This is a genomic window from Marinobacter sp. bablab_jr008, assembly GCF_016464145.1.
GTDB lineage: Bacteria > Pseudomonadota > Gammaproteobacteria > Pseudomonadales > Oleiphilaceae > Marinobacter > Marinobacter nauticus.
In genome coordinates, this window is sequence record NZ_JACDWW010000046.1 from 115769 (window position 1) to 137716 (window position 21948).

Below are 21948 nucleotides of genomic sequence, written 5' to 3' on the forward strand. Positions count from 1 at the left end.
TTACTCCTTGTCCGGTGAAAGGGGTACGTCGGTGCCCGGCGTGACCTTCCTGGTCGGTCCTTCCGCCGTGGGGTTGATGTCGAAGTCGAAGATTTCGGTCGGCAACCACAGGGTGGCGCAGGCGTTGGGCACATCCACCACGCCACTGATGTGGCCTTCCACCGGCGCACAACCAAGCAACGCGTAACCCTGAGCCGGGGTGTAACCGAACTTGGTCAGGTAGTTGATGGCGTTGAGGCAGGCCTGGCGGTAGGCCACGTGCACGTCCAGGTAGTGCTGCTGGCCCTCTTCATCCACCGAGATGCCCTCGAAGATCACATAATCCTCGTAGCGCGGCTTGATGCTGCTGGGTTTGAAGACCGGGTTCTTGATGCCGTATTTGGCCATACCGTCCTTGATCAGGTTCACCCGCAGGTGGATCCAGCCGGCCATTTCGATGGCACCGCAGAAGGTGATCTCGCCGTCGCCCTGGCTGAAGTGCAGGTCGCCCACCGACAGGCCTGCCCCCTTCACATAGACCGGGAAATACACCTTGGAACCACGGGACAAGTCCTTGATGTCGCAGTTACCACCGTGTTCCCGGGGCGGTACGGTGCGGGCGGCTTCCAGCGCCGCCTCTTTGGCGGCATCACCCGCCAGCTTGCCCAGGTGGGCAGTGTCGGCGTAGGGCAAGTTTGCCAGGCCCGGCACCCGATCCGGTTCGGTGTCGTACAGTTCTTTCTCGCGCTTGTTCCACTCCGCCAGCATTTCCTTGGACGGCAGGCAGCCGATCAGGCCCGGGTGGATCATGCCGGCGAATTCAACGTTGGGGATGTGGCGGGATTTGGTGAACATGCCGTTGAAGTCCCAGATGGATTTCTGGGCCTCCGGAAAGTGCTCGGTCAGAAAGCCGCCGCCGTTCTTCTTGGAGAAGAAACCGTTGAAGCCCCACTGGCTGTCCTTGAAGGCACCGATGTCGAGGATGTCCACTTCCAGCAGGTCGCCGGGTTCTGCGCCCTCCACGCCCACCGGGCCAGACAGGAAGTGAACCTGGGTCAGATCCACGTCGCGCACGTCGTCTGCGCTGTCGTCGTTCTTGATCTGGCCACCGGTCCAGTCGTAACACTCGAGGATGAAATCGTCCCCGGGCTTGACCGTCGCCGCCATGGGAATGTCCGGATGCCAGCGGTTGTGGATATTCTCGTTCTCGTACGCGGATTTGCTCAAATCGATCTTGATGAGTGTTTCGGCCATAGCGGTCGCTCCTTGGTTCTTGGCGTTCGGCGTCTAAGCTTGGGAACGCAGTGCCCGACGGCGCCTGCGCTGACCGTTTCACTATCCGCGATACGCCACCGGCGCGGTATTCGCGAATTGCCCCCGGCACCTACGTCATTCGACGTATTGGCGCACCACGATCTCCTGCCCCTTGAGCTCGGCCAGAAATGAGGAATGCTCGGGATGCGCCAGCAACGCACGGGCCAGCGCCGGCTCCAGTTTCTGGCGGAACGCCCGTAGCATCTCGCGGGCGCCATAGCGGCTGTCGTAATCGCGGCACAACACACTGCACAGCTCCACCGACAAATCCAGCGAAGCCTGTTTGCGGGCCAGGCGCTTGTTCAAGCCGGCCAGTTCGATCTCCAGAAGGGCATACAGCCACTGGTCTGTCAGGGGGTTGAACGTAAGAATCTGGTCAATCCGGTTCAGGAACTCCGGGTCGAAATGCCGGCGCAGGGCCCTGTCCCGAAGGTTCTCCTGCGGGCCCGGCTCCAGCCCCAGCCAGCGGCGCCAGCCTCGCTGATAGCGATGATGGTGCGCTTCCGCTTCCAGGGCTCCGGCGTTGCTGGTCATAAAGATCAGCGTGTTGCGGAAGTCGATTTGCCGGTTGCCGGAGGGGAACACCAGCCGGCCGGTCTCGAGCACATTGAGCAGGGTCCGGGTGACCTCCTTGCTGGCCTTTTCAAGTTCGTCGAACAGGACAATCCCCGGTTTGCTGAACGATCCCTGAACCTTCTCAAGATCAAACAGGCTGTGGCCTTCCTTGCTGCCCACATAACCGGGCGGCGCGCCGGTCAGCGCCGCCGCGTAGTGCTCCTGGGCCAGGGTGTTCATGTCGATGCGGCACAGGGCATCGCGGCTGCCATGAATGGCCTCGGCAATCAGCCGTACGGTTTCAGTCTTGCCCACCCCGGTCGGCCCCAGAAACAAGTGAACCGCCAGCGGGCGGTTCTCTTCACCGATGTCGGCCTTGACCCGAACCAGCATGGATTCCATCGCCTCCAGGGCGTGCTGCTGGCCCACGATATTGGCCCGCAGGCTCGCCATTACGGCGTCCGGCTCAAAGCGGAACCGGGAAACACGAACCGGGCCTGAATCGGCCCGGTTCCTTGCCAGCGTTTCCCGGTTGGCTTCCAGCCGCTCATTGATAAACGGCATCGCGGTCTCCCGGGCTCAGGCCCCTGCAGTTTTTTCCTTGCCATCGAACGGCAGTTCACCCACCGGGCATTCCGCCGTGCCCACGGTTTTGCGGGTCATGGCCTCGACGTTTTCCTGGGCTTTCTGGGCGTCCATCACCCAGGTGCGATAGAACTCGAACGGGCAATCGGCCACGCCCTTGTCGCCGTCACCGGAGTTGTGGACGCCGGTGTAGCCCCGGTGCAGCAACTTGAACAGGTGGTTCTGGGACTGGTCGTTGGCGCGGGCGTCACGGATCTGGCTAACCGACAACTGGGCGTACTGAACCCCCATGTCCTCCTCGCCACATTCACCCAGGGTACGACCATCAAAGCCGATGATGGCGGAGTGCCCGAAGTACGAATACACCCCGTCAAAGCCGGAGGCATTAGCCACCGCCACGTAACAGTTGTTGGCCCAGGCCATGCTCTTGGCCATCATGATCTGCTGTTCCTTGGCCGGATACATGTAACCCTGGCACCGCACAATCAGCTCCGCCCCCTTCATGGCGCAGTCGCGCCAGATCTCCGGGTAGTTGCCGTCGTCGCAGATGATCAGGCTGATCTTCATCCCCTTCGGCCCCTCGGTCACATAGGTGGTATCGCCGGGGTACCAGCCCTCAATCGGGCACCAGGGAATGCACTTGCGGTATTTCTGGACAATCTCACCCTCGTTGTTGATCAACACCAGGGTGTTGTAGGGCGCCTTGTTGGGATGATCTTCATGGCGCTCGCCGGTGAGCGAAAACACCCCCCAGGTATTCGCCTCCCGGCAGGCCGCCGAGAAAATCGCTGTCTCGTCTCCGGGAATGGTGGCGGCGGTCTCCATCATCTCGTCGTTGTCGTACATGATCCCCATGGTGCTGTATTCCGGAAACACCACCAGATCCATCCCCGGCAGCCCCACCTTCATCCCCTTGATCATGTCCGCAATCTTGCGGGCGTTGTCCAGCACCTCGGCTTTGGTATGCAGCCGGGGCATCTTGTAGTTCACCACCGCCACGCCGACGGTATCGTTACTGCTGGAAATATCACCGTGTCTCATATTAATTCCCCCTCAACAAAGCTAAACGGCCAGATAACTGGCAATCTTGTCCTGATCCGCCTCTTCCCGAAGCTCCTCGTGCACAATCTCCCCCTTCTCGATCACCAGAATCCGGTCCGCCGCATCCATCACAAAGCTCAGCACCTGCTCCGACACCACAATCGACAGCCCCCGCTCGTCGCGAATGCGCCGAAGGGTTTTGGCAATGTCCTTGATGATGTTGGGCTGGATGCCCTCGGTCGGCTCATCGAGCAGAAGCACCTTGGGCCGGGTCGCCAGGGCCCGGGCAATGGCCAGCTGTTGCTGCTGCCCGCCGGAAAGGTTGCCGCCCCGGCGGTGCTGCATTTCCTTCAGCACCGGAAACAGCTCATAAAGGTCTTCCGGAATCTTCTTCTCGCCCACCGCGGCCAGACCGGTCTCGATGTTTTCCTTCACCGTCAGGGTCGGGAAAATCATCCGCCCCTGGGGCACAAACCCGATGCCGGCTCTCACCCGCTGGAAGCTCTTCAGGTTCGACAGGTCCGTGCCATCCAGCGTGACCTGGCCACCGCGGCTCGGGGTCATGCCCACCAGGGATTTCATCAGGGTGGTTTTACCCATACCGTTGCGGCCCACCACCGCCACGATTTCCTGCTTGCCCACCTCCAGGTTCAGGTCCTGGATGATGCTGCTCTGGCCATAGGCCACCGAATGTTGTTTGACGCTCAGCATGATCAATGCCCCAGGTAGACTTCGATGACTTTCGGGTCCGACTTCACGTGTTCGATGGACCCCTCAGACAGAACCTTGCCCTGGTGCATCACCGTGACCCGGTCTGCGATATCCCCGACAAACTGCATGTCGTGCTCGATCACCAGCACCGTGTGGTCTTTGGTAATGCGCCGCAGCAGTTCAGCGGTTTTCTTGCGCTCGGCCACCGACATGCCGGCCACCGGTTCATCCAGCATCAACAGGTCCGGCTTCTGGATCAGCAGCATGCCAATCTCCAGCCACTGCTTCTGGCCGTGACTGAGCAGCGACGCCGGCTGGTCCAGGGCATCTTTCAGGAAGATGGTCTCGGCCACGTCTTCCACCGCAGCCACCACCTCAGCCGAGCGTTTGAAGGCCAGAGCCCCCATCACGCTGTGGCCCTGTGGATAAGACACCTCCAGGTTCTCGAACACCGTCAGGTCCTCGAACACCGACGGGGTCTGGAACTTGCGGCCAACGCCGGAATGCACAATCTGGTGCTCCTTGAGTCTGGTCAGCTCCTTGCCATCAAACCTGATGGACCCCGAGGTCGCCTTGGTCTTGCCGCAAATCAGGTCCAGTACCGTGGTTTTGCCGGCCCCGTTGGGGCCGATGATGACCCGGATCTCTTTCGGGTCCAGGTAGAACGAGAGATCATCCACCGCCTTGAAGCCATCGAATGAGACGGTCAGGCCCTCGACTGCGAGCAGGAAGTCCTTGCTCTGTGCTTTGGCTGCGTTCATCAGGATTTCTCCGGGCTGTATTGATCCAGCATCGGGTCGTAATCACGGCCCTCATCTTGGCGGGCAGCAGGCGCTGGCTTCGCCGGGGCGCTCACCGCTGCTTTCGGCTTGCGCTTGAACAGACGGTCTTCCAGGGGCATCACGTAGGTCTGGTACAGGCCGGCCAGGCCATTCGGGAACGCCAGCACCACACCGATGAACAACGCGCCCATGGCGAACGGCCACAATTCCGGGAAGGATTCGGAGAAGCCGCTCTTGGCGGCGTTCACCAGCAACGCGCCGTAGACTGCGCCCAGAATCGACAGGCGCCCCCCGAGGGCACAGAAGATGACCATTTCAATGGAGGCAACGATGCCGATGAACGAGGGCGACATGAAGCCGACAATCAGGGTGAACAGCGCGCCGCCAATGCCCGCAAAGGCGGCGGCCAGGCAGAACACGAAGATCTTGAACGCGGCCACGTCATAGCCGGAGAAACGCACCCGGTTTTCCTGGGCGTTCATCGCCACCAGGATGCGACCGAGCTTGCGGTTCTGGACAAACCGGGCCACGAACAGGCACACGAACAGCAGGCCCACGCACACGAAGTACAGGATGGTTTTGGCCTCGTCGGTGCGGATGTCCCAGCCCATCAGGGTCTGCAGATCGGTAATGCCGTTTACACCCCCGGTGTAGCCCTGCTGACCAATGATCAGAATGGTCAGGATGGCGGCGATGGCCTGGGTGATGATGGCGAAGTAGACGCCCCCCACCCGGCGGGTGAACATCGCAAAACCGATGATGAATGCCAGCAGCACCGGCACACCGACGATCGCCAGCAGGGTGAACGAGAAGCTGTGGAACGGTTCCCAGAACCACGGCAGCTCGGTCAGCTGGTTCCAGTCCATGAAGTCCGGGATACCCGGGGTGGACTGGATGGCCGTGGCCTCCGGCGTGGAAGCCTCCAGCTTCAGGAACATGGCCATGCAGTAGCCGCCCAGGCCGAAGAACACGCCCTGGCCCAGGCTGAGGATGCCGGCTTTGCCCCAGCACATCACCAGGCCGATGGCCACGAAGGCGTAGGTGAGGTATTTACCCACCATGTTCAGGCGGAACGGGTCCAGCGCCAGCGGCAGGATGACGACCAGCAGCAACGCCAGTGCCAGATAGTAGAGTCCCTCTCGGGAGGCAAACCATTTCAAAGGGGAAGTGCTTTTCATGACAGTCTCCTAGCGACGGACCTTGAGCGCCATCAGGCCTTCCGGGCGCAGCATCAGAATGCCAACGACCACCAGCAGGGTGAGGACTTTGGCCATGGAACCACTGAGGAAGAACTCCATCGTGGACTGGGCCTGGGAAATACCGAAGGCAGAGACAATGGTGCCAATCAGACTCTGGGCACCGCCGAACACCACCACCAGGAAGGTATCGACAATGTAGGCCTGGCCGGAGGACGGGCCCGTGGAGCCGATCATGGTGAAGGCCGCACCGGCGATACCGGCAATGCCACAGCCCAGGGCGAAGGTCATACGGTCAACCCCGGCACTGTTGATACCCACGGCTTCGGCCATCGGGCGGTTCTGTACCACGGCACGAACCTTCTTGCCCCAGCCGGAGCGGTACATCAGCAGGTAAACCCCCAGGGCGATGGACAGGGCAATAATCATCACGAACAGGCCGTTGATGGGCAGTTCCACCAGATCGGTAACCTGGATGGCGCCCATCATCCACTCCGGCAGTTCCACACCCACTTCCCGGGCCCCGAAGATGGAGCGGTAGGTTTGCTGCATGATCAGGCTCAGGCCCCAGGTGGCCAGCAGAGTGTCGAGTGGCCGCCGGTAAAGGTGCCGGATCATGGCCCATTCGATAAAGGCCCCGAGGGCGGCACAGATGAGAAACGCAATAATGATGGCGACGAAGAAGTATCCGCCAAACAGACCGGGCAGGACCGACTGGAAAAACCCGGAGACAAGGTAGGTGGTGTAGGCGCCGAGGATCATGAATTCCCCGTGGGCCATATTGATCACCCCCATCTGACCAAAAATGATCGCCAGGCCCAGTGCCATCAGTACGAATACCGAGAACAGGGACAGCCCGGCAAAGCCCTGCATGGCAAAAATCGACATCAATTCGCTGGTGGTGTATCCGTCAAACATGACCCTTACTCCCGTCGCTTAAGAACACGTGCTTGCGTCCGAGCCGGACGCCGGTGCCCGAAGGCACCGGCCACGGCTGCTTACTGGTAACCTTCCGGGAACGGATCGGGTTCCATCAGCTCGTCGGTTTCATAAACCACTTCATACTGGCCATCGGTTTTGGCGCGGCCGATGCGGGTCTTGGACCAGAGGTGATGGTTTTCGTGGATGCGGACATAACCTTCCGGTGCCTTGGTAAATTCGATACCGGGTGAGGCTTCACGGATCTTGTCGATGTCGAAGGAGCCGGCTTTTTCCACCGCCATCTTCCACAGCCACGGGCCGAGATAGGCCGCCTGGGTTACGTCGCCAATCACCATGTCGTCACCCCAGGCTTCCTTGAAGGCGGCCACGAATTCTTCGTTGTTGGGGTTCTCCAGGCTCTGGAAATACTTCATGGAGGCGTAGATACCTTCCACGTTCTCGCCGCCGATACCGCGGATTTCATCCTCGGTGACGGAGATGGTGAGCAGCAGCGGCTTCTCGTCGGTGAAATCGACACCGGCGGCTTTCATCTGCTTGTAGAAGGCCACGTTGGAACCACCCACCACCGACGCAAAGATCACGTCCGGCTTCTTGAGCTTGATCTTGTTGATCACGGAGTTGAACTGGGTGTGGCCCAGCGGGTAGTACTCCTCGCCCACTACTTTCAGGCCCAGCTTGTCGATGTGCTTGCGGGCAATTTTGTTGGAGGTACGGGGCCAGATGTAATCCGAGCCCAGCAGGTAGAAGGTTTTGGCGCCTTTCTCTTTCACCGCCCAGTCGATACCCGCCAGAATCTGCTGGGTGGCTTCCTGGCCGGTGTAGATCACGTTGGGTGACTGCTCCAGACCCTCGTAGAAGGTCGGGTAGTACAGCATACCGTTGTACTGCTCGATGACCGGCAGAATGGCTTTACGGGAAGCCGAGGTCCAGGCACCAAAGATGGCCGCGACGTTGTCCTGGCGAAGCAGCTTGCGGGATTTCTCCGCGAAGGTGGGCCAGTCACTGGCGCCGTCTTCCTGGACAAACTCGATCTGCCGGCCAAGGACACCGCCGGACTCGTTGATCTGCTCAATAGCGAGCTTCTCGGCCTGCACCGAACCAATCTCACTGATAGCCATGGTGCCGGTGATGGAGTGCAGGATACCGACCTTGACGGTGTCGTCAGTGACCGCCAGTCCGGTGGTGTTTACCTCATCGGTTGCCGGCGTGGCCGCCTGGGCCGACGTGGCCAGCATGATGGATGCGGCCAGGGTGGCCAGGCTCTTTCGTAGCCCTTTGCTCTTGTGACTCCGCCCTCCGGCGGCAATGGTTGTGGTTCCCATGGTCATTCCTCGCAGTGGTTGAAAGCCGGTACCGTGCTCCGCTCCGGAAGCACAGTGCCCACGTCAATCATTCTGCTCAGGCCTGTCATGGGTGCCCATTCGGCATTCACCCCAGCGTGGTACGTCATTTGACGCATACCCGTGCCAGGTCAGACAGGTTACAACCGCAGGCAACCCCAAGGCGCACATCCGTTGCACCGGTTTATGGCACGGTTCTTGTTCCAGCTTTCTGATCCGGTGCGTGACGGCAGCAAACGCGCACCAATTCAGGGCGGCCCGGCGGGCCAGGAGCAGGGCGGGAATGGCAGTAAAACAGAATATTTTTCGGGTCCGGCGCAGCTATAACCAGTGGGTGGCCAACCAGACCCTGGAAGACTACGCCCTGCGCTTTACCGCCAAAAGTGCACGCCGGTGGTCGGCTGCGCGGGTCAGCCATACTGCGCTGGGGGCCATCTCGTTCCTGGCCATGGAGGCCATCGGCGGCTCCATTACCCTGCACTATGGTTTCGACAACGCCGTCGCGGCGATCCTCGCGGTCAGCCTGGTGATTTTCCTGACCGCGATCCCGATCAGCTACTACGCCGCCCGCTACGGGGTGGACATCGACCTGCTGACCCGGGGCGCCGGCTTCGGCTACATCGGCTCGACCATTACCTCGCTGATCTACGCCTCCTTTACCTTCATCTTCTTCGCCATTGAGGCCGCTATCATGGCGATGGCGCTGGAAATGCTGTTTGCCATTCCCCTGGTACTGGGTTACCTGATCTGCGCCGTGGTGATCATTCCTCTGGTCACCCACGGCATCACCACCATCAGCCGCTTTCAGGTGTGGACCCAGCCCCTGTTTATCCTGCTGCAGCTGGCGCCTTTCGTGTTCATCATCTACGCAGATGCCTCCTCCATCACCGACTGGACGCAGTTCCAGGGCGTGGGCCTGCCCGCCGACAATGGCTTTGACCTGCTGCTGTTCGGGGCGGCCGCCGCGGTGGTGTTCTCCCTGATTGCCCAGATTGGCGAACAGGTGGATTTCCTGCGCTTCATTCCCGAGCCCACCAACGCTCCGGAACGGCGCCGTTGGTGGGTGGCGGTGATGGCCGGCGGCCCCGGCTGGATTGTCATCGGCATGGTGAAAATTCTGGCCGGCTCCTTTCTGGCCGTGCTTGCACTGAATCAGGGCATTTCCGCGACAGAAGCGGCCGATCCAACCCAGATGTATCTGGTGGCGTTCAACTACATCACCCATTCCCCCGAACTCTCGCTGGCGATGGCCGGCATCTTCGTGATTCTGTGTCAGATCAAGATCAACGTGACCAATGCCTACGCCGGCTCCATTGCCTGGTCCAATTTCTTCTCCCGATTGACCCACAGCCACCCTGGCCGGGTGGTCTGGCTGGTGTTCAATGTCGCCATTGCCCTGCTGGTGATGGAACTTGGCGTGTATCGGGCACTGGAAGAGACCCTGGGGTTCTACGGCATTGTTGCCATTGCCTGGGTGGGTGCCCTGGTGGCAGACCTGGTGATCAACAAACCCCTGGGCCTGAGCCCGGCCCATATCGAATTCAAACGGGCGCACCTGTACGACATCAATCCGGTGGGCGTGGGCGCCATGATCACCGCCTCGGTGGTGGGAATCACCTGCCACACCGGGGTACTGGGTGACTACGCCCAGGCCCTGTCCCATTTCATTGCCCTGGCGGTGGCACTGGTCACGGCGCCCCTGATTGCCTGGAAGACCGGCGGGCGTTTCTACACCGCCCGTCCGTTTGTGCCCCTGGCCACCGATCACCAACTGGTGGGGTGCAGCATCTGCGAACACCGTTTCGAGCCGGAAGATGTCACCCACTGCCCCGCCTACGATGGCGCCATCTGCTCGCTGTGCTGTTCGCTGGACGCCCGCTGTGAGGACGCCTGCAAACCGGGCGCCGGCTACCAGGAGCAGATGCAGCAGTTTCTCGGGCGGTTCCTTCCGGCGCCACTGCTGTCGGCACTGCGCTCCCGGCTCGGGCATTTCCTGTCGCTGCTGGTGGTCATCAACGGGTTTTCCGCACTGCTGCTGTCGCTGATCTACTTCAAGACTCCGGTGACTTCGCTTGCCGAGGCTACGCTGCTGTCTGTCACCCTGTGGAAAGTGTTCTTCATTCTGGTCATTGTCACCGGGGTGATCTGCTGGCTGTTTGTACTGGCCCATGAAAGCCGGGTAGTGGCGGAGGAGGAATCCCGGCGCCAGACCCGCCTGTTGACCGAGGAGATTGTCGCCCACGAACGCACCGACCAGGCCCTGCAGCAGGCCAAAGAGCAGGCCGAGGCCGCCAACGGCGCCAAAAGCCGGTATCTGACTGGAATCAGCCACGAGTTACGCTCGCCCCTGAACGCCATCCTCGGTTACGCCCAGCTCATGGAGAACGACGACTCGGTACCGCCTCATCGCAAGGAAGCCCTGGGGGTCATTCGCCGCAGCGGCGAATACCTGGCGGATCTGATTGAAGGGTTGCTGGATATCTCAAAAATTGAGGCGGGCCGGCTGGATCTGCACCGGGACCAGGTACGCATCGGGTTGCTGATGGAGCAGTTGGTCACCATGTTCCGGCTTCAGGCCGAAGAAAAGGGCCTGGCGTTCGACTACCACTGCCCTCACCCTCTGCCGGAGCTGGTGACCACCGATGAAAAACGCCTGCGCCAGATACTGATCAATCTGTTGTCGAACGCCATCAAATACACCGACCAGGGCAGCGTGTCATTGACCCTCCGCTACCGCAGCCAGGTGGCGGAATTCACCGTGCGTGATACCGGCGAGGGCATTGCCGCAGAGAACATCGAACGCATCTTCCGGCCGTTTGAGCGTATCCGCAATCCCGGCCAGAGCCGCACCGGAACCGGCCTGGGCCTGACCATCACCCGGCTGCTGACGGAAATCATGGGCGGCGACATCTCGGTGGAGAGCGAACCTGGCGAGGGCAGCGTGTTCAAGGTCAGCCTGATGCTGTCGAGCCTGCATTCCGCCAGCCCTCGCTCGATCTCGACACCGGCCCGCCGGATCTACGGCTACCATGGCGCCCGCCGGAAAATCCTGCTGGTGGATGACGACGACTCCCATCGTCAGGTGATCCGGGCCACGCTGTCGCCACTTGGCTTTGAAATCAGCGACACCGGCAATGCCATGACCGTTCCGGAACGGGTGGAACAGGAGCGCCCCAACCTGATTCTTCTCGATGTGTCGATGCCCGGGAAAAGCGGCTGGGAGGCGCTGGCCGAGCTCAGGGAAATGAAATACAACCTGCCCGTGGTGATGGTCTCGGCCGACGCCAACGAGGGCCACCATAGCGCCGAGGCACCGCGCCTGCACGACGGTTACATCATCAAACCGGTGCGACTGAACCTGCTGCTGGACACCATTGGCCGGGTCATGGGCCTGGACTGGCGCTTCGAGAAAAGCCCGGAGCCCCTGGCCGCGCTACCGCTGCCAGCCAGCGGCGCGCTTGAACTGCCCGCCCGGGAGCACTGCGAGGCGTTGGCAGACCTGGCCAGAATCGGCCATCGCAAGGGCCTGCTGGAGGCACTGCACAGCTTGCAGTATGCCGGAGACGCCAGTGACGCCTTCGTTCAGGAGATCACCAAATTCACCAACGATTTCCAGTTCGAGAAGATTCTCGAACTTCTTGAGGTAGCCGAACATGAAGCATCCTGATGACCGCAAAACCGTGGTACTGGTCGTCGACGACGCCATTGATTCCATCCGCATGATCAATGATGCACTGGAAGAAGCAGGCATGACCGTGCTGGTGGCGCTGGAAGGCAATCAGGCCCTGACCATCAGCCAGAACATCACCCCCGATGTGGTGCTGATGGATGCGCTGATGCCGAATATGGATGGCTTCGAGACGTGTCGGCGACTCAAGGAAAACCCAGCCTTCGCGGACATTCCGATCATTTTCATGACCGGCCTGAGCGATACCGAACACGTGGTTATGGGCCTGAATGCCGGCGGCGTGGACTATGTTACCAAGCCCATCGACACCACCGAGTTACTGGCCCGCATGGCGGTGCACCTGGCCAACGCCAGAATGACCCGCAGCGCCCGTTGCGCGCTCGATACCGCCGGTCAGAACCTGTTTGCGGTCGACCGCGAGGGCAACCTGCTGTGGGGTACCCCGCAAGTATGCCGTTGCCTGCCGCCGCCGGATCACGAGGACTTTCAGGGAGTACGCGAACAACTTGAGGACTGGCTGGGCCACCGGCCAGATCCCGGCCACAGTCTGCCCATCCGGTTACTGGACACGCCCCGCTCTATTGAATATCTGGCCCTGGTGGATGGTCAGGAATACCTGTTGCGTCTGAAAACACCCCAGAACCAGAACAGCGCCTCAGCGGCGCTGCGGGAACGTTTTGATCTTACCCTGCGGGAGTCGGATGTCCTGCTGTGGATCGCCAATGGCAAGACCAACCGGGAAATCGGACAGATTCTGGAGATGAGCCCCCGCACCGTGAACAAACACCTGGAGCAGGTGTTCCGGAAGATGAATGTGGAAAACCGGACGGCGGCAGCGGCCAATGCCATTCGGGTGCTGGCAACGCTTTAAAACCTGCCGGTGTTACCGGTACTACTCCGGAAATCCAGGCACCAAATAGGTTTGCTGAAACCGTCGCACCGGCGGTACTTCGCCCTTTTCGGCCAGGCGCAGGTAAGCGTCGTCAAAGGCCTCACGTAGAATGGCCGCACGCGGATTGGCCAGGGAAAACAGCCAGGCGCCATTGCGGCTGCGCATTTCCGATTCGCGAATCTCGGCATCTGTCGTCCGGCTCAGGGTTTCCTGCACCGGTTGCCGGTAGTCCAGCAGGTAATCGCCGCGATGACGCTTGAGCATGTTGAGGCCGGAGCGATGGTTCGGTGCTTCGGTAATCTGGATATCGGGCTGGGAGGTCAGCCAGTCTCTGAGGCCGGCGTAGGTATAGCCGCCGATCAGAATCACGGTTTTGTTGCGCAGGCGATCCATATGATCCACTGGCGGCAGGCCTTCCAGATACCACGCGCTCAGTTCCACCGGAATCGGGCTGATCCAGCTTTCGAGAATGTCGTCTTTTAAAGCGGGAATGTCGGTTAGCCCCATCCACAAATCGATCGTGCCGTTTTTCAGATAGAGGTAGGTGCGTGCCACCGGCAGGTAGATAAATTCCAGTTGGTAACCCGCCTCTGCCGCCACCTTGCGGGTGATGTCCACAAACTCTCCGGCGGGCTCGCCCCTGTCATCCCGATAAGTGACCGGCGGAAACTCGACATAAGCAACCCGTATGGCTTTATCGACAATAGCCTCCGCCTCTGAGGCACGGACAGCGGTGGGATAGAACAAATAGGAGAAAACCAGAACAAGAAAAAGCGCCATCAGACAGGCGCGCGAAAGGATCGATTGGGGTTGTTGGCAACTGCGCATGTATACCGCTTTTCTTTTATCTGTTTACCTGAAGGTTAACAGATCCTATGAAAACTGTGCGGTGAAATATGCAAAACCATGACTCAGAACGCGTGGGTGACCATGTACAGACCGACGCCCCCCATCACGATGGTGTAAGGCAACGCCATGATCACCATGCGCCCGTAGGACAACCGCACCAGGGGCGCAATGGCTGAGGTCAGCAGGAACAGGAACGCCGCCTGGCCATTGGGTGTAGCCACGCTGGGCAGGTTGGTACCAGTATTGATGGCCACCGCCAGGGTCTGGAAGTGCTCGTAGCTGATACTGCCGGCGTCCAGCGCCTGTTTCACTTCGCTGATGTAAACCGTGGCCACAAACACGTTGTCGCTGATCATCGACAACAGACCGTTGGCAATGAAGAACATGCCCGGCTGCTGGCCTTCAGGCAGCGCCAGTACGTAATCAATGATCGGTTTGAACAGGTGCTGCTCGTGAATCACCGCCACCACGGCGAAAAACACCACCAGCAATGAGGTAAAGGGCAGGGATTCCTGGAACGCCTTGCCAATCTGGTGTTCGTCCGTCACGCCGGTAAAGGAGGTAATCAGGATAATCACCAGCAGGCCAATCAATCCTACTTCGGCGATGTGGAATGCCAGACCAAACACCAGAATGACCGCAGCCACCGCCTGAATCCAGAGCGCCGCCTGATCAGACTTGGTGCGCCGAGCCTTTTCATTATCAGCGAACTCTTCCAACACCCGGCGCACCGGCTTGGGCAGTCGACCGCCATATCCAAACCAGCGCAGTTTCTCCAGCGCCCAGCACGTGGCCAGGCCCGCAAACAATACCGGGACGCTGACCGGCGCCATGTGCAGGAAAAAGCCGGCAAAATCCCAGCCAACCACCTTGGCAATCAACAGGTTCTGGGGCTCACCCACCATGGTGGCCACGCCGCCCAGGGCAGTACCAATGGCACCGTGCATCAGCAAGCTGCGAAGAAAGGCCCGGAAGTTTTCCAGATCTTCCCGGTGCAGCTCAATCACTTCATCGTCGCTGTTGGTGTTGTGGTCTTTCTGCTGGTAGCCCTTGCCGGATGCCACCTTGTGATAGACCGAGAAGAACCCCACCGCAACGCTGATAATGACGGCGGTGACGGTCAGGGCATCCAGAAACGCCGAAAGTACGGCAGCCGCACCACAAAACAGGAGGGACAACGCCGACTTGGACCGGACCCCCACCAGAATCTGGGTGAAGGTGACCAGCAGCAGTTCTTTCATGAAGTAAATACCCGCCACCATGAACATCAGCAGCAGGATGACCGGGAAATTGGTCAGGACCTCATGGTACACCGCATCCGCTGACGTCAGCCCGATCAGCAGGGCCTCCACCGCCAGCAAGCCACCCGGGAGCAGCGGGTAACATTTCAGCGCCATCGCCAGCGTAAAAATAAACTCACCGATCAACAGCCAACCCGCCACGCCGGGCCCAAGCAGATACATGACAATCGGATTGATGACCAGAAACAGCAGAATGACCTGCTTGTACCAGACAGGTGCCTTGCCAAGGAAATTATGGGTAAAGCCGGAGATAACAGTCGTGGGCATTACAGACATCTTCTGAGAAATCGGTTTGTTGGTATTGTGCGCCAGAAGACCCGCATCTTCCTTGATATTTACGTACCGGAGTATGGTCCGAAGGTACGAATTTCAGTCTACTTTTGGTCTTAATAACAAAAAGAAGGCGAGATAGAGCCAGGCACCACAAGAAATTTAAGTAATACTACTTAATTACTGCCGAAACGGCGACGGTATTTTAACCGATTTCTCAATTAATGAGGTAACTTCCTGAACAAATAACCGTCACGGCCTAATCTCCACTCAAATCAATACCCCGGCAACTCAGCCCCTTAACCTTACAGGCCTCCATCAAGTGCCACATTTGCTGAGCAAATTCTTCAGCCTCTGGCCCTGCCACGAATTCCACCCGGAAGTGGTCTCCGTCCCGGTGGTACCCTTCTATCAGGAAGTACTCCGCAGGCCAGCGTTCCAGCATTTCCTCCAACTGGGCGGCAACCGCTTCACCGAAGACATCCATGCGATCCTGGAAGAGAGCACCGGTTTCGCCACGGCCCAAGCCTTCCAGAGTTTGGGCCCACTCTTCGCGTCGTGAGGTTTGAAACTGAAATTCCACGGACATACTCATATGCCGCCCTCCTAAATCAAGAACGCTTCGCTTCCGCATACAAAGCGCGCAAGTCTCCCAAGTCATCCGCATAATCCATCAGGATCTCTGTTAGACGTCGTGCAGCTTCGAATCGCTCTTTACCGGCTTCGGTCTCAGGTTGTTCGATTGAAAACTTCAGGATCGTTCTTAACCCGGCACGGATTATATCGGGTTTGGCACTACCATCAGACGTTTCACGCGGGATCTCAGTTCCGGCAATAAACGGAGCCGTATCAATGACGGGAAGCAGGGATTCAAAGTACCGTTCATTAAATCGGGCTATGCCTTGTTCTTTAGAATCCTTTGCCTTAAGCCATTTCGACATCCGGTTAACGAGTTGCAGAAAAATTGCATTTTCGGTGATCGAAATAGTCCGAAAACCAGGCTCTCTGTTAATACGCAACGGAAACTTCTGTCCTTTGTCATACACATCGCCAAAAGTGCTCTTGAAATAGTAATCCTGGTCTTCGATACAGAAATAGTAATCAGCGAGCTGGCCGCAGAACATGTTGTTCAGGGTCTTGAAATCTTGGTCGGAAAGAGTCTCTTCAATATCTTCGTCGAACAGCTTTTGCCACCCTTCAAAAGTGGGGTTGTAGTAATACCTAAACCGATAAAACCAATCGAAGCTTTCGTTACCTATAACATTGTTATCGAAAAAATAATTCTTACATATTTTGATCCTTTTCTTTGTCTCCCCTCCCTTCCCGAGCCTATCTTCTAGCAGAGCCCATTGATTCTCTCGATTCGTTTTTAGGGTATAAGTTTCTCGATCCATTAATTTATGTCCTCAATAACCACATCTTCGACGGCCTCCTCGATCATTTCAAAGCCCAGCCCCGGAAGAACCTCTTTCAGCGTCGCTGCAATACCTGAATCGATTACATGGTGCGACATGCCCGTCATTTCACGACGCCCCATCGAGACCTCTACCAGCTCATTTTGGTCATTATTGTATTTGGGCAGCCTGGCTAACCGCTCCCGAATGGTTCCTTTTGAGCCCTCAGCCCCAAGACCAGGACTGTACTGCTTCCGCTTGGTTCGGCGGTTGTCTACTGAAAACTTCTGGAATTTCCATTGAAAATCTTTAACAGGTACCACTACATTGACTTCATTTTCAGCCGACTGATTCTTGGCCAACCAAGCTCCTCCCAAATAATTCGCTGTTCGATCAATCACAAACTGCCGATGCAGACTTGGGAAATACCCTGTCTTGGGCTTTCGATCAGACGCTCCCAGTCGCCAGTTGCCGATCTTCCCGATATCCAACTCGGTGCGATTTGCTTGGCTTTTAGCAGCATATGACTTGAGCTCGATCCAGGTTTCCCGCCCCGAATCATCTTCAAGCACTATATCCACGTAACGCTCTCGACGAATCACATCATTCTCCAAAAGCTGCTGTCCGGCTCCTTGGGGTTTATCATCTTCATCATCAAAAAATGCCACATACCGAAACGCATCGCTGCCCTTCACTCTCTCCTTGGAATCCAGCCGGTACTTAGCCTGGTAATAGGCCAATTGCTCCAAGTGGAACAGTGCACCGTGTCCACTACCAAAGAGCACAAACCTGTCCCCTTTACTCGGATTTTCCTCTTTGAGATTACGATCCCCGCGATCTGCGAAGGCGGTTTGAATCTTGGAGTAAACCAGACGGCGAATATTCTTGTCGAAACCCTTACCGTCGCAGTTGAGACGTTCGCTTTCTTTTTCCACTGGCTCAAGCGGTGGCGTCGCGTCCGGGTTTCCCAGCTCTGCCTCCTCCTGCAATGCTCTGCCGCATGAATTTTCATATTCGAGGTAGGCCATCATTGCTACCACGGCTGGAATAGAATAGCGCGTGTTTTTCGCCCCTGTAGTTAGGTTGCGAATGGCCTGGATGCCTGCTCGCCTCATCATGGCACCACCAGCAACACTGATTAATTCATCGCTGAAGACATGCTTTCGAAGTGATCTTGCATCCGCTTTTTGCAAAGACTCGCGCAGAACTTTCAAGCCTTTAGGTATATCTTTTGCCGCCTCGGCTCCAACATGAGCCTTAACACGAAGCAATACATTCCCCAATACTTCTTTGGTAATCCGTGCAGCACTGACCACCGGTGCTGCCTGCGCCTTCGGCACCAACCATTCCAACGGCAGGTTCTGAGAAACCTGCGGATCATCCCCAAACGCCGGCACCGTTGGCGGCTCGCCTTCACCTTCCCAGCCGTTAGCCGGCAAGCCCAGGTAATTCACCCAGGACAGCACATCATCGGCACTGTCTACCGTACTGAACAGGAACTCCAGTCCTTCGCGGGCGTCCGGGTCGCTGTAGAGTTCCGCAGCCAACACCAGGAAGGGCAACGTATTCCAGAGGGTATCAAAATCGCCCTTCTTTGCCTTCTGCACCACTTTCCCAAGGTAGCCCGCGAAGTGTTTGGCAAACTTCGGGTTCACCTTGTCCAGGGACCGGAACATGGCCCTCAGCGGCGTGGTAAACAACTTCAGCGGCTTGGCCGGCGGGAAAATGGTGACGGTGTTCACCAGGGCAATGGTGAATTCCATACCATCGAACTTCTCCGGATCGCTAACCAGGTAGCCGAGCTGATCCAGCACAATGCCGAAATCTTCGATGGGGATGAACCAGTTGATCAGGCTCCAGGCGAAGCTGCTCTCGCCATCCGCCGCATACGCCTTCGATACAAACGGCAGGGAGACCGGCTGGTAGTTCGGATCCAGCCCGGCTACGTTGATGGGTGGCGCGGAGTTGTCCAGGGTATCAGCATACTGACCGGCCAGGGTCGCGAAGGCTTCACGCGACACCAGTGATGCGTACTGGCGCACCTTGTCGGTATGAACCGCGATGCGCTGGGTCATCAGTTCGCTGCCGCCCGCGCCCATGACCCCGGTACTTTGGAGCGTCATTTCGGTGTAGCCATCTGCGCCGACGGTCACCGTCTTTTCAACGCTGCCGTCGTCGAAGGTCATGACCGGTTGCGAGGTCCAATCGAACCACTTCAGGCTGTTGAGCTGGCCGTCAAACCCTTTACCCACCTCGAGTTGGCGGGTGGCAGCGGTGTTGTGCACCAGATTGCCGTTGGCCGTTTCCGAGTGGGTATCGCCATCTACCCACAGTTCGATCTGTCCGTTGTGGTAGCGTGCCGCTACGCGGTGCCACTGATGGTCGGCCAGAGGTTCACTTTCAACGCTGTAGGTGCCGTTGGTGGTGCGGATCTCATATACGAGACTCCCGGAACTGGTCTGGGTCAGTTTTTGAGCGCCATTGCCAAGATCGACCAGAACCCCGCCGGCGTTGGTGGGTTTAAGGTCAAGGGAGAAGCCCAGGTCATTCTGCTTTCCAAGCGCAGGCGCGGGTTGTTTCGCTGACCTTATGCGACAGGGTGATTGGTGACGAGCGGTATCGGCCATAGCTGAGGAAGCCAGCCGTTGCGGTCGCCCTCGCCACCAATGCCTTATTAACCTCCAGTTCGCGAAGCTGAATCTGTCCGGGTCTTCACCGGCCTTGAACTAGCGACAATACTCAAGGCTAGCCAGCCAGTGCTGTTCCTCATCATAGTGTGGGGTGAGGATGGGGGCGATGTAACGTGGCCGAGTATCCAAGGGCGCGGATACACCCACATCGGAGCCCAGGAAATCGAAATCGGCACAGCTGCCGCTAGTAAAGGCTTTCTGGTTATGGGGGAGATCTCTACCAAGACTCGGGAACAACACCCATCGAGACTGCTCCCAACAGAGAGAGGAATACACACAGCAAACTAAGGATCGTAACCAGACAGGCTCGCAGGAAAGATTGCTTGCAAACAGATCGGGACCGTAGAGCATCCTGAATCATTGAACCCTGAGCTCGATTCGCGATCACGCCCATAACAAGACCGCTTGCCACCGGAAATAACCGATCATAGGTACCACCTGGCGTTAGGATCACCGCCATCATTAACAGTGGCATGATGAACACTGCTGACAGTGTCACCCGCTTAGCCAAAATTGGTTTGCCTACACTCTGGTAATTGGAGTACAGCATATAAAATCCAGCAAGGGCGGTTCCAAAGAAAGACGCCACACCTATCTGAACAGGAGTATATAGATTCTGTTCGGCCGGAAGTTCCTCTTGGCTACTTTGAACCAGAACGTCAATGTACGGTTGGGGTGACTGACCTTCCTCTATCACCCAACTCCTGAAATCGAGGGCGACCTGGTCATCTCTCGCCTGAGCTTCCTTAAAATGGCTAGCGCATGCTGACAGAAACGTTTGGACCGCCGACGTATTGTTATCATCGAGAGCTATCGCCAGCAATTGACCTCGGACCGGCCTGCATACAAGCAGCTTTTTCGCACCCAATCGCTCAAGAGCCTCATCGATCTTCTCATCGACTAACAGAGCCTCGGAGGCATAGAAATCTCCTCCAAGGGAGAGTGCCCGCATGGCCGGTAATTTCTCGGAGAAATCCAGCGTCTGCCACGAAAGTTTACCAACTTTTCTAGAGAGGTTATTGAAGGCATGACCAAAAATCTCGTCTCTAGTCTCCCCTTCAAATCCCCCCTCAGGCAGATAGGCCAATGTCTCTCCATCATCAATTGAAACTACAATGACAGGGGAATGATCGTTTTGTTCATCAGCAGACGAAAACGGAAGCCACTCAAGAGCCCGTTCTTGAGCCCAGGACCGTGTTTTGAGCAATGGGAAAACAGTTTGTGCACGAATTTCCATGCAAATCCTTTTCTGATACGGAAATATCATTGTGGCCGGTGGGGCGAGACGTAAGGATCATTCCAATCAAAAGCAATGCCATCAAAGTACGTTGTCAAATAGAGAACATGCCTGTTAGATGCAACACATATCGCAAAATCACGCTTAGTGGATTTCTCGCTCCATACAGTTTCACCCGTATAACAGTCGAGCGCATATGGATAGGTTTCGCTACCAGCCACTTTGGTAAACAAAAGATCTCCTGCAATACAGTGGCCGATCTTCAGCGTAAAACTCTCTTCTTTTTCGAGCCACAGGAGAGCACCATCAGAGAGATCCACTGCGAAAATACATTGAGCGCCGCCTCTTACTTTGAAAATCGCGACTCGCTCATTTGTTACGACTCCAGCGATGACTACGCTTTCTTCCGGATATTCCCAGTCAATCACATCCCTAAGCTGAAAACTCCAAATAACCGAGCCACTTGAAGTATCCAGAACAACGCACTCACCCTGCGTCGAATAACCAAGTACTTTCTCACCAAGCACCGAAAAGCCAATCGATCGTTCTAGTTTATATGATTCTCTAAATTCAAACCCAAACTCCCAGGAAAGATACCCGTCTCGTTGAAACCTCGCCAAATTATGTCCGAACTGCGAGACAATACTCTCGTCATTCAAGAACACAAAACTGCTCGACGGGATATAAATACGACTTATTGAGCGGCTCTCGGGGTCAATTTCCAGTAAACCGAGCTCAGGTCGAGCTTTATCGTAAACACGATAAAACTTACCGTCGCTATACCCTACCTCCGCAATTTCGGACATCGTCTTTTTTAGATCTTCAACATCAGACGTTTCCATTTCAAGCAAGCTATCCAAGACTGACCACTGAAGAGAGAGATCACGTCCGTTGAAAATATGCGCACCGGTGAATATCAAGCCATCAGCAAGAACTATGCTACTAGCATATTCCAAGATCCCTTTGAGGCTGACCCCCAGATCTTCGCCGCTCAACGTTACGTCGCATCGGCGCAACTCATCGTTATCCATATCGATGAAATAAAAGAACTGACCTTCAAAGGCATATGCGTCGAAAAAAGCACCATCCCCCACTGCTCTTTGAGTTCTCGGAACACCTCCAAATTCAACTCCACCACTGCCGTCTAAATTGTTCGGATATTTCAGAAAATTCTTCACAGCC

The 21948-nt window shown here is 57.3% G+C and carries 17 protein-coding genes; 2 read left to right on the plus strand and 15 right to left on the minus strand.

Going from position 1 to position 21948, the window contains the following annotated elements:
* The 8 genes from fmdA to urtA all read right to left on the minus strand — a co-directional run bounded on the left by fmdA (position 1) and on the right by urtA (position 8427).
* On the minus strand, positions 1-1233 hold the full coding sequence (fmdA, locus tag JIF53_RS04755) for a formamidase (protein ID WP_023008410.1): 1233 nt from the start codon (positions 1231-1233) through the stop codon (positions 1-3).
* A gap of 135 nt (positions 1234-1368) precedes the next feature.
* The gene (locus JIF53_RS04760) at positions 1369-2412 is read right to left on the minus strand and encodes an AAA family ATPase (RefSeq protein ID WP_153739679.1); all 1044 of its coding nucleotides are present in this window, start codon (positions 2410-2412) and stop codon (positions 1369-1371) included.
* A gap of 15 nt (positions 2413-2427) precedes the next feature.
* Positions 2428-3474 carry an aliphatic amidase gene (locus tag JIF53_RS04765; RefSeq protein ID WP_014423120.1) on the minus strand — a complete coding sequence of 349 codons (1047 nt, stop codon included), beginning with the start codon at positions 3472-3474 and terminating at the stop codon, positions 2428-2430.
* Positions 3475-3495: 21 nt separating this feature from the next.
* Positions 3496-4185, minus strand: coding sequence for an urea ABC transporter ATP-binding subunit UrtE (urtE, locus tag JIF53_RS04770; RefSeq protein ID WP_011787264.1), 690 nt, complete (start codon positions 4183-4185; stop codon positions 3496-3498).
* Positions 4186-4187: 2 nt separating this feature from the next.
* Entirely contained in the window at positions 4188-4946 is a 759-nt protein-coding gene (gene urtD / locus JIF53_RS04775) for an urea ABC transporter ATP-binding protein UrtD (protein WP_023011872.1), read from the minus strand.
* Positions 4946-6145, minus strand: coding sequence for an urea ABC transporter permease subunit UrtC (gene urtC, locus JIF53_RS04780; RefSeq protein ID WP_113879371.1), 1200 nt, complete (start codon positions 6143-6145; stop codon positions 4946-4948). Before urtC ends, urtD begins: the two co-directional genes overlap by 1 nt.
* 9 nt (positions 6146-6154) lie before the next feature.
* Positions 6155-7081: an urea ABC transporter permease subunit UrtB gene (urtB, locus tag JIF53_RS04785; RefSeq protein WP_011787267.1), complete on the minus strand. Its 927-nt coding sequence runs from the start codon at positions 7079-7081 to the stop codon at positions 6155-6157.
* A gap of 80 nt (positions 7082-7161) precedes the next feature.
* Positions 7162-8427, minus strand: a complete 1266-nt coding sequence (gene urtA, locus JIF53_RS04790) for an urea ABC transporter substrate-binding protein (protein ID WP_050999032.1) — start codon at positions 8425-8427, stop codon at positions 7162-7164.
* 301 nt (positions 8428-8728) lie between these two features.
* On the opposite strand from urtA, the gene JIF53_RS04795 reads away from it, so the two are divergent.
* Entirely contained in the window at positions 8729-12112 is a 3384-nt protein-coding gene (locus JIF53_RS04795; protein ID WP_199451942.1) for an ATP-binding protein, read from the plus strand.
* A complete protein-coding gene (locus JIF53_RS04800) occupies positions 12099-13004 on the plus strand; it encodes a response regulator (protein WP_011787270.1) in 906 nt (301 codons plus the stop codon). The genes JIF53_RS04795 and JIF53_RS04800 overlap by 14 nt, the downstream gene beginning before the upstream one ends.
* Positions 13005-13025: 21 nt before the next feature.
* Here the strand turns inward: JIF53_RS04800 and JIF53_RS04805 are convergent, their stop codons facing one another.
* The 7 genes from JIF53_RS04805 to JIF53_RS04835 form a co-directional block, all read right to left on the minus strand.
* On the minus strand, positions 13026-13805 hold the full coding sequence (locus JIF53_RS04805) for a substrate-binding periplasmic protein (protein ID WP_228285466.1): 780 nt from the start codon (positions 13803-13805) through the stop codon (positions 13026-13028).
* A gap of 131 nt (positions 13806-13936) precedes the next feature.
* Positions 13937-15442 carry a sodium/proton antiporter NhaB gene (nhaB, locus tag JIF53_RS04810; RefSeq protein ID WP_199451944.1) on the minus strand — a complete coding sequence of 502 codons (1506 nt, stop codon included), beginning with the start codon at positions 15440-15442 and terminating at the stop codon, positions 13937-13939.
* Positions 15443-15704: 262 nt separating this feature from the next.
* Positions 15705-16040 (minus strand): hypothetical protein, encoded by a 336-nt coding sequence (locus JIF53_RS04815; protein WP_199451945.1) that lies wholly within the window; start codon positions 16038-16040, stop codon positions 15705-15707.
* Positions 16041-16056: 16 nt separating this feature from the next.
* On the minus strand, positions 16057-16839 hold the full coding sequence (locus JIF53_RS04820; protein WP_199451946.1) for a hypothetical protein: 783 nt from the start codon (positions 16837-16839) through the stop codon (positions 16057-16059).
* Positions 16839-19466 carry a LamG domain-containing protein gene (locus JIF53_RS04825; protein WP_199451947.1) on the minus strand — a complete coding sequence of 876 codons (2628 nt, stop codon included), beginning with the start codon at positions 19464-19466 and terminating at the stop codon, positions 16839-16841. The genes JIF53_RS04820 and JIF53_RS04825 overlap by 1 nt, the downstream gene beginning before the upstream one ends.
* 280 nt (positions 19467-19746) lie before the next feature.
* Complete coding sequence (locus JIF53_RS04830; protein ID WP_199451948.1) at positions 19747-20766, minus strand: hypothetical protein; 1020 nt, start codon at positions 20764-20766, stop codon at positions 19747-19749.
* A gap of 26 nt (positions 20767-20792) precedes the next feature.
* Positions 20793-21944, minus strand: coding sequence for a PQQ-binding-like beta-propeller repeat protein (locus tag JIF53_RS04835; RefSeq protein ID WP_199451949.1), 1152 nt, complete (start codon positions 21942-21944; stop codon positions 20793-20795).
* Positions 21945-21948: the final 4 nt, after the last annotated feature.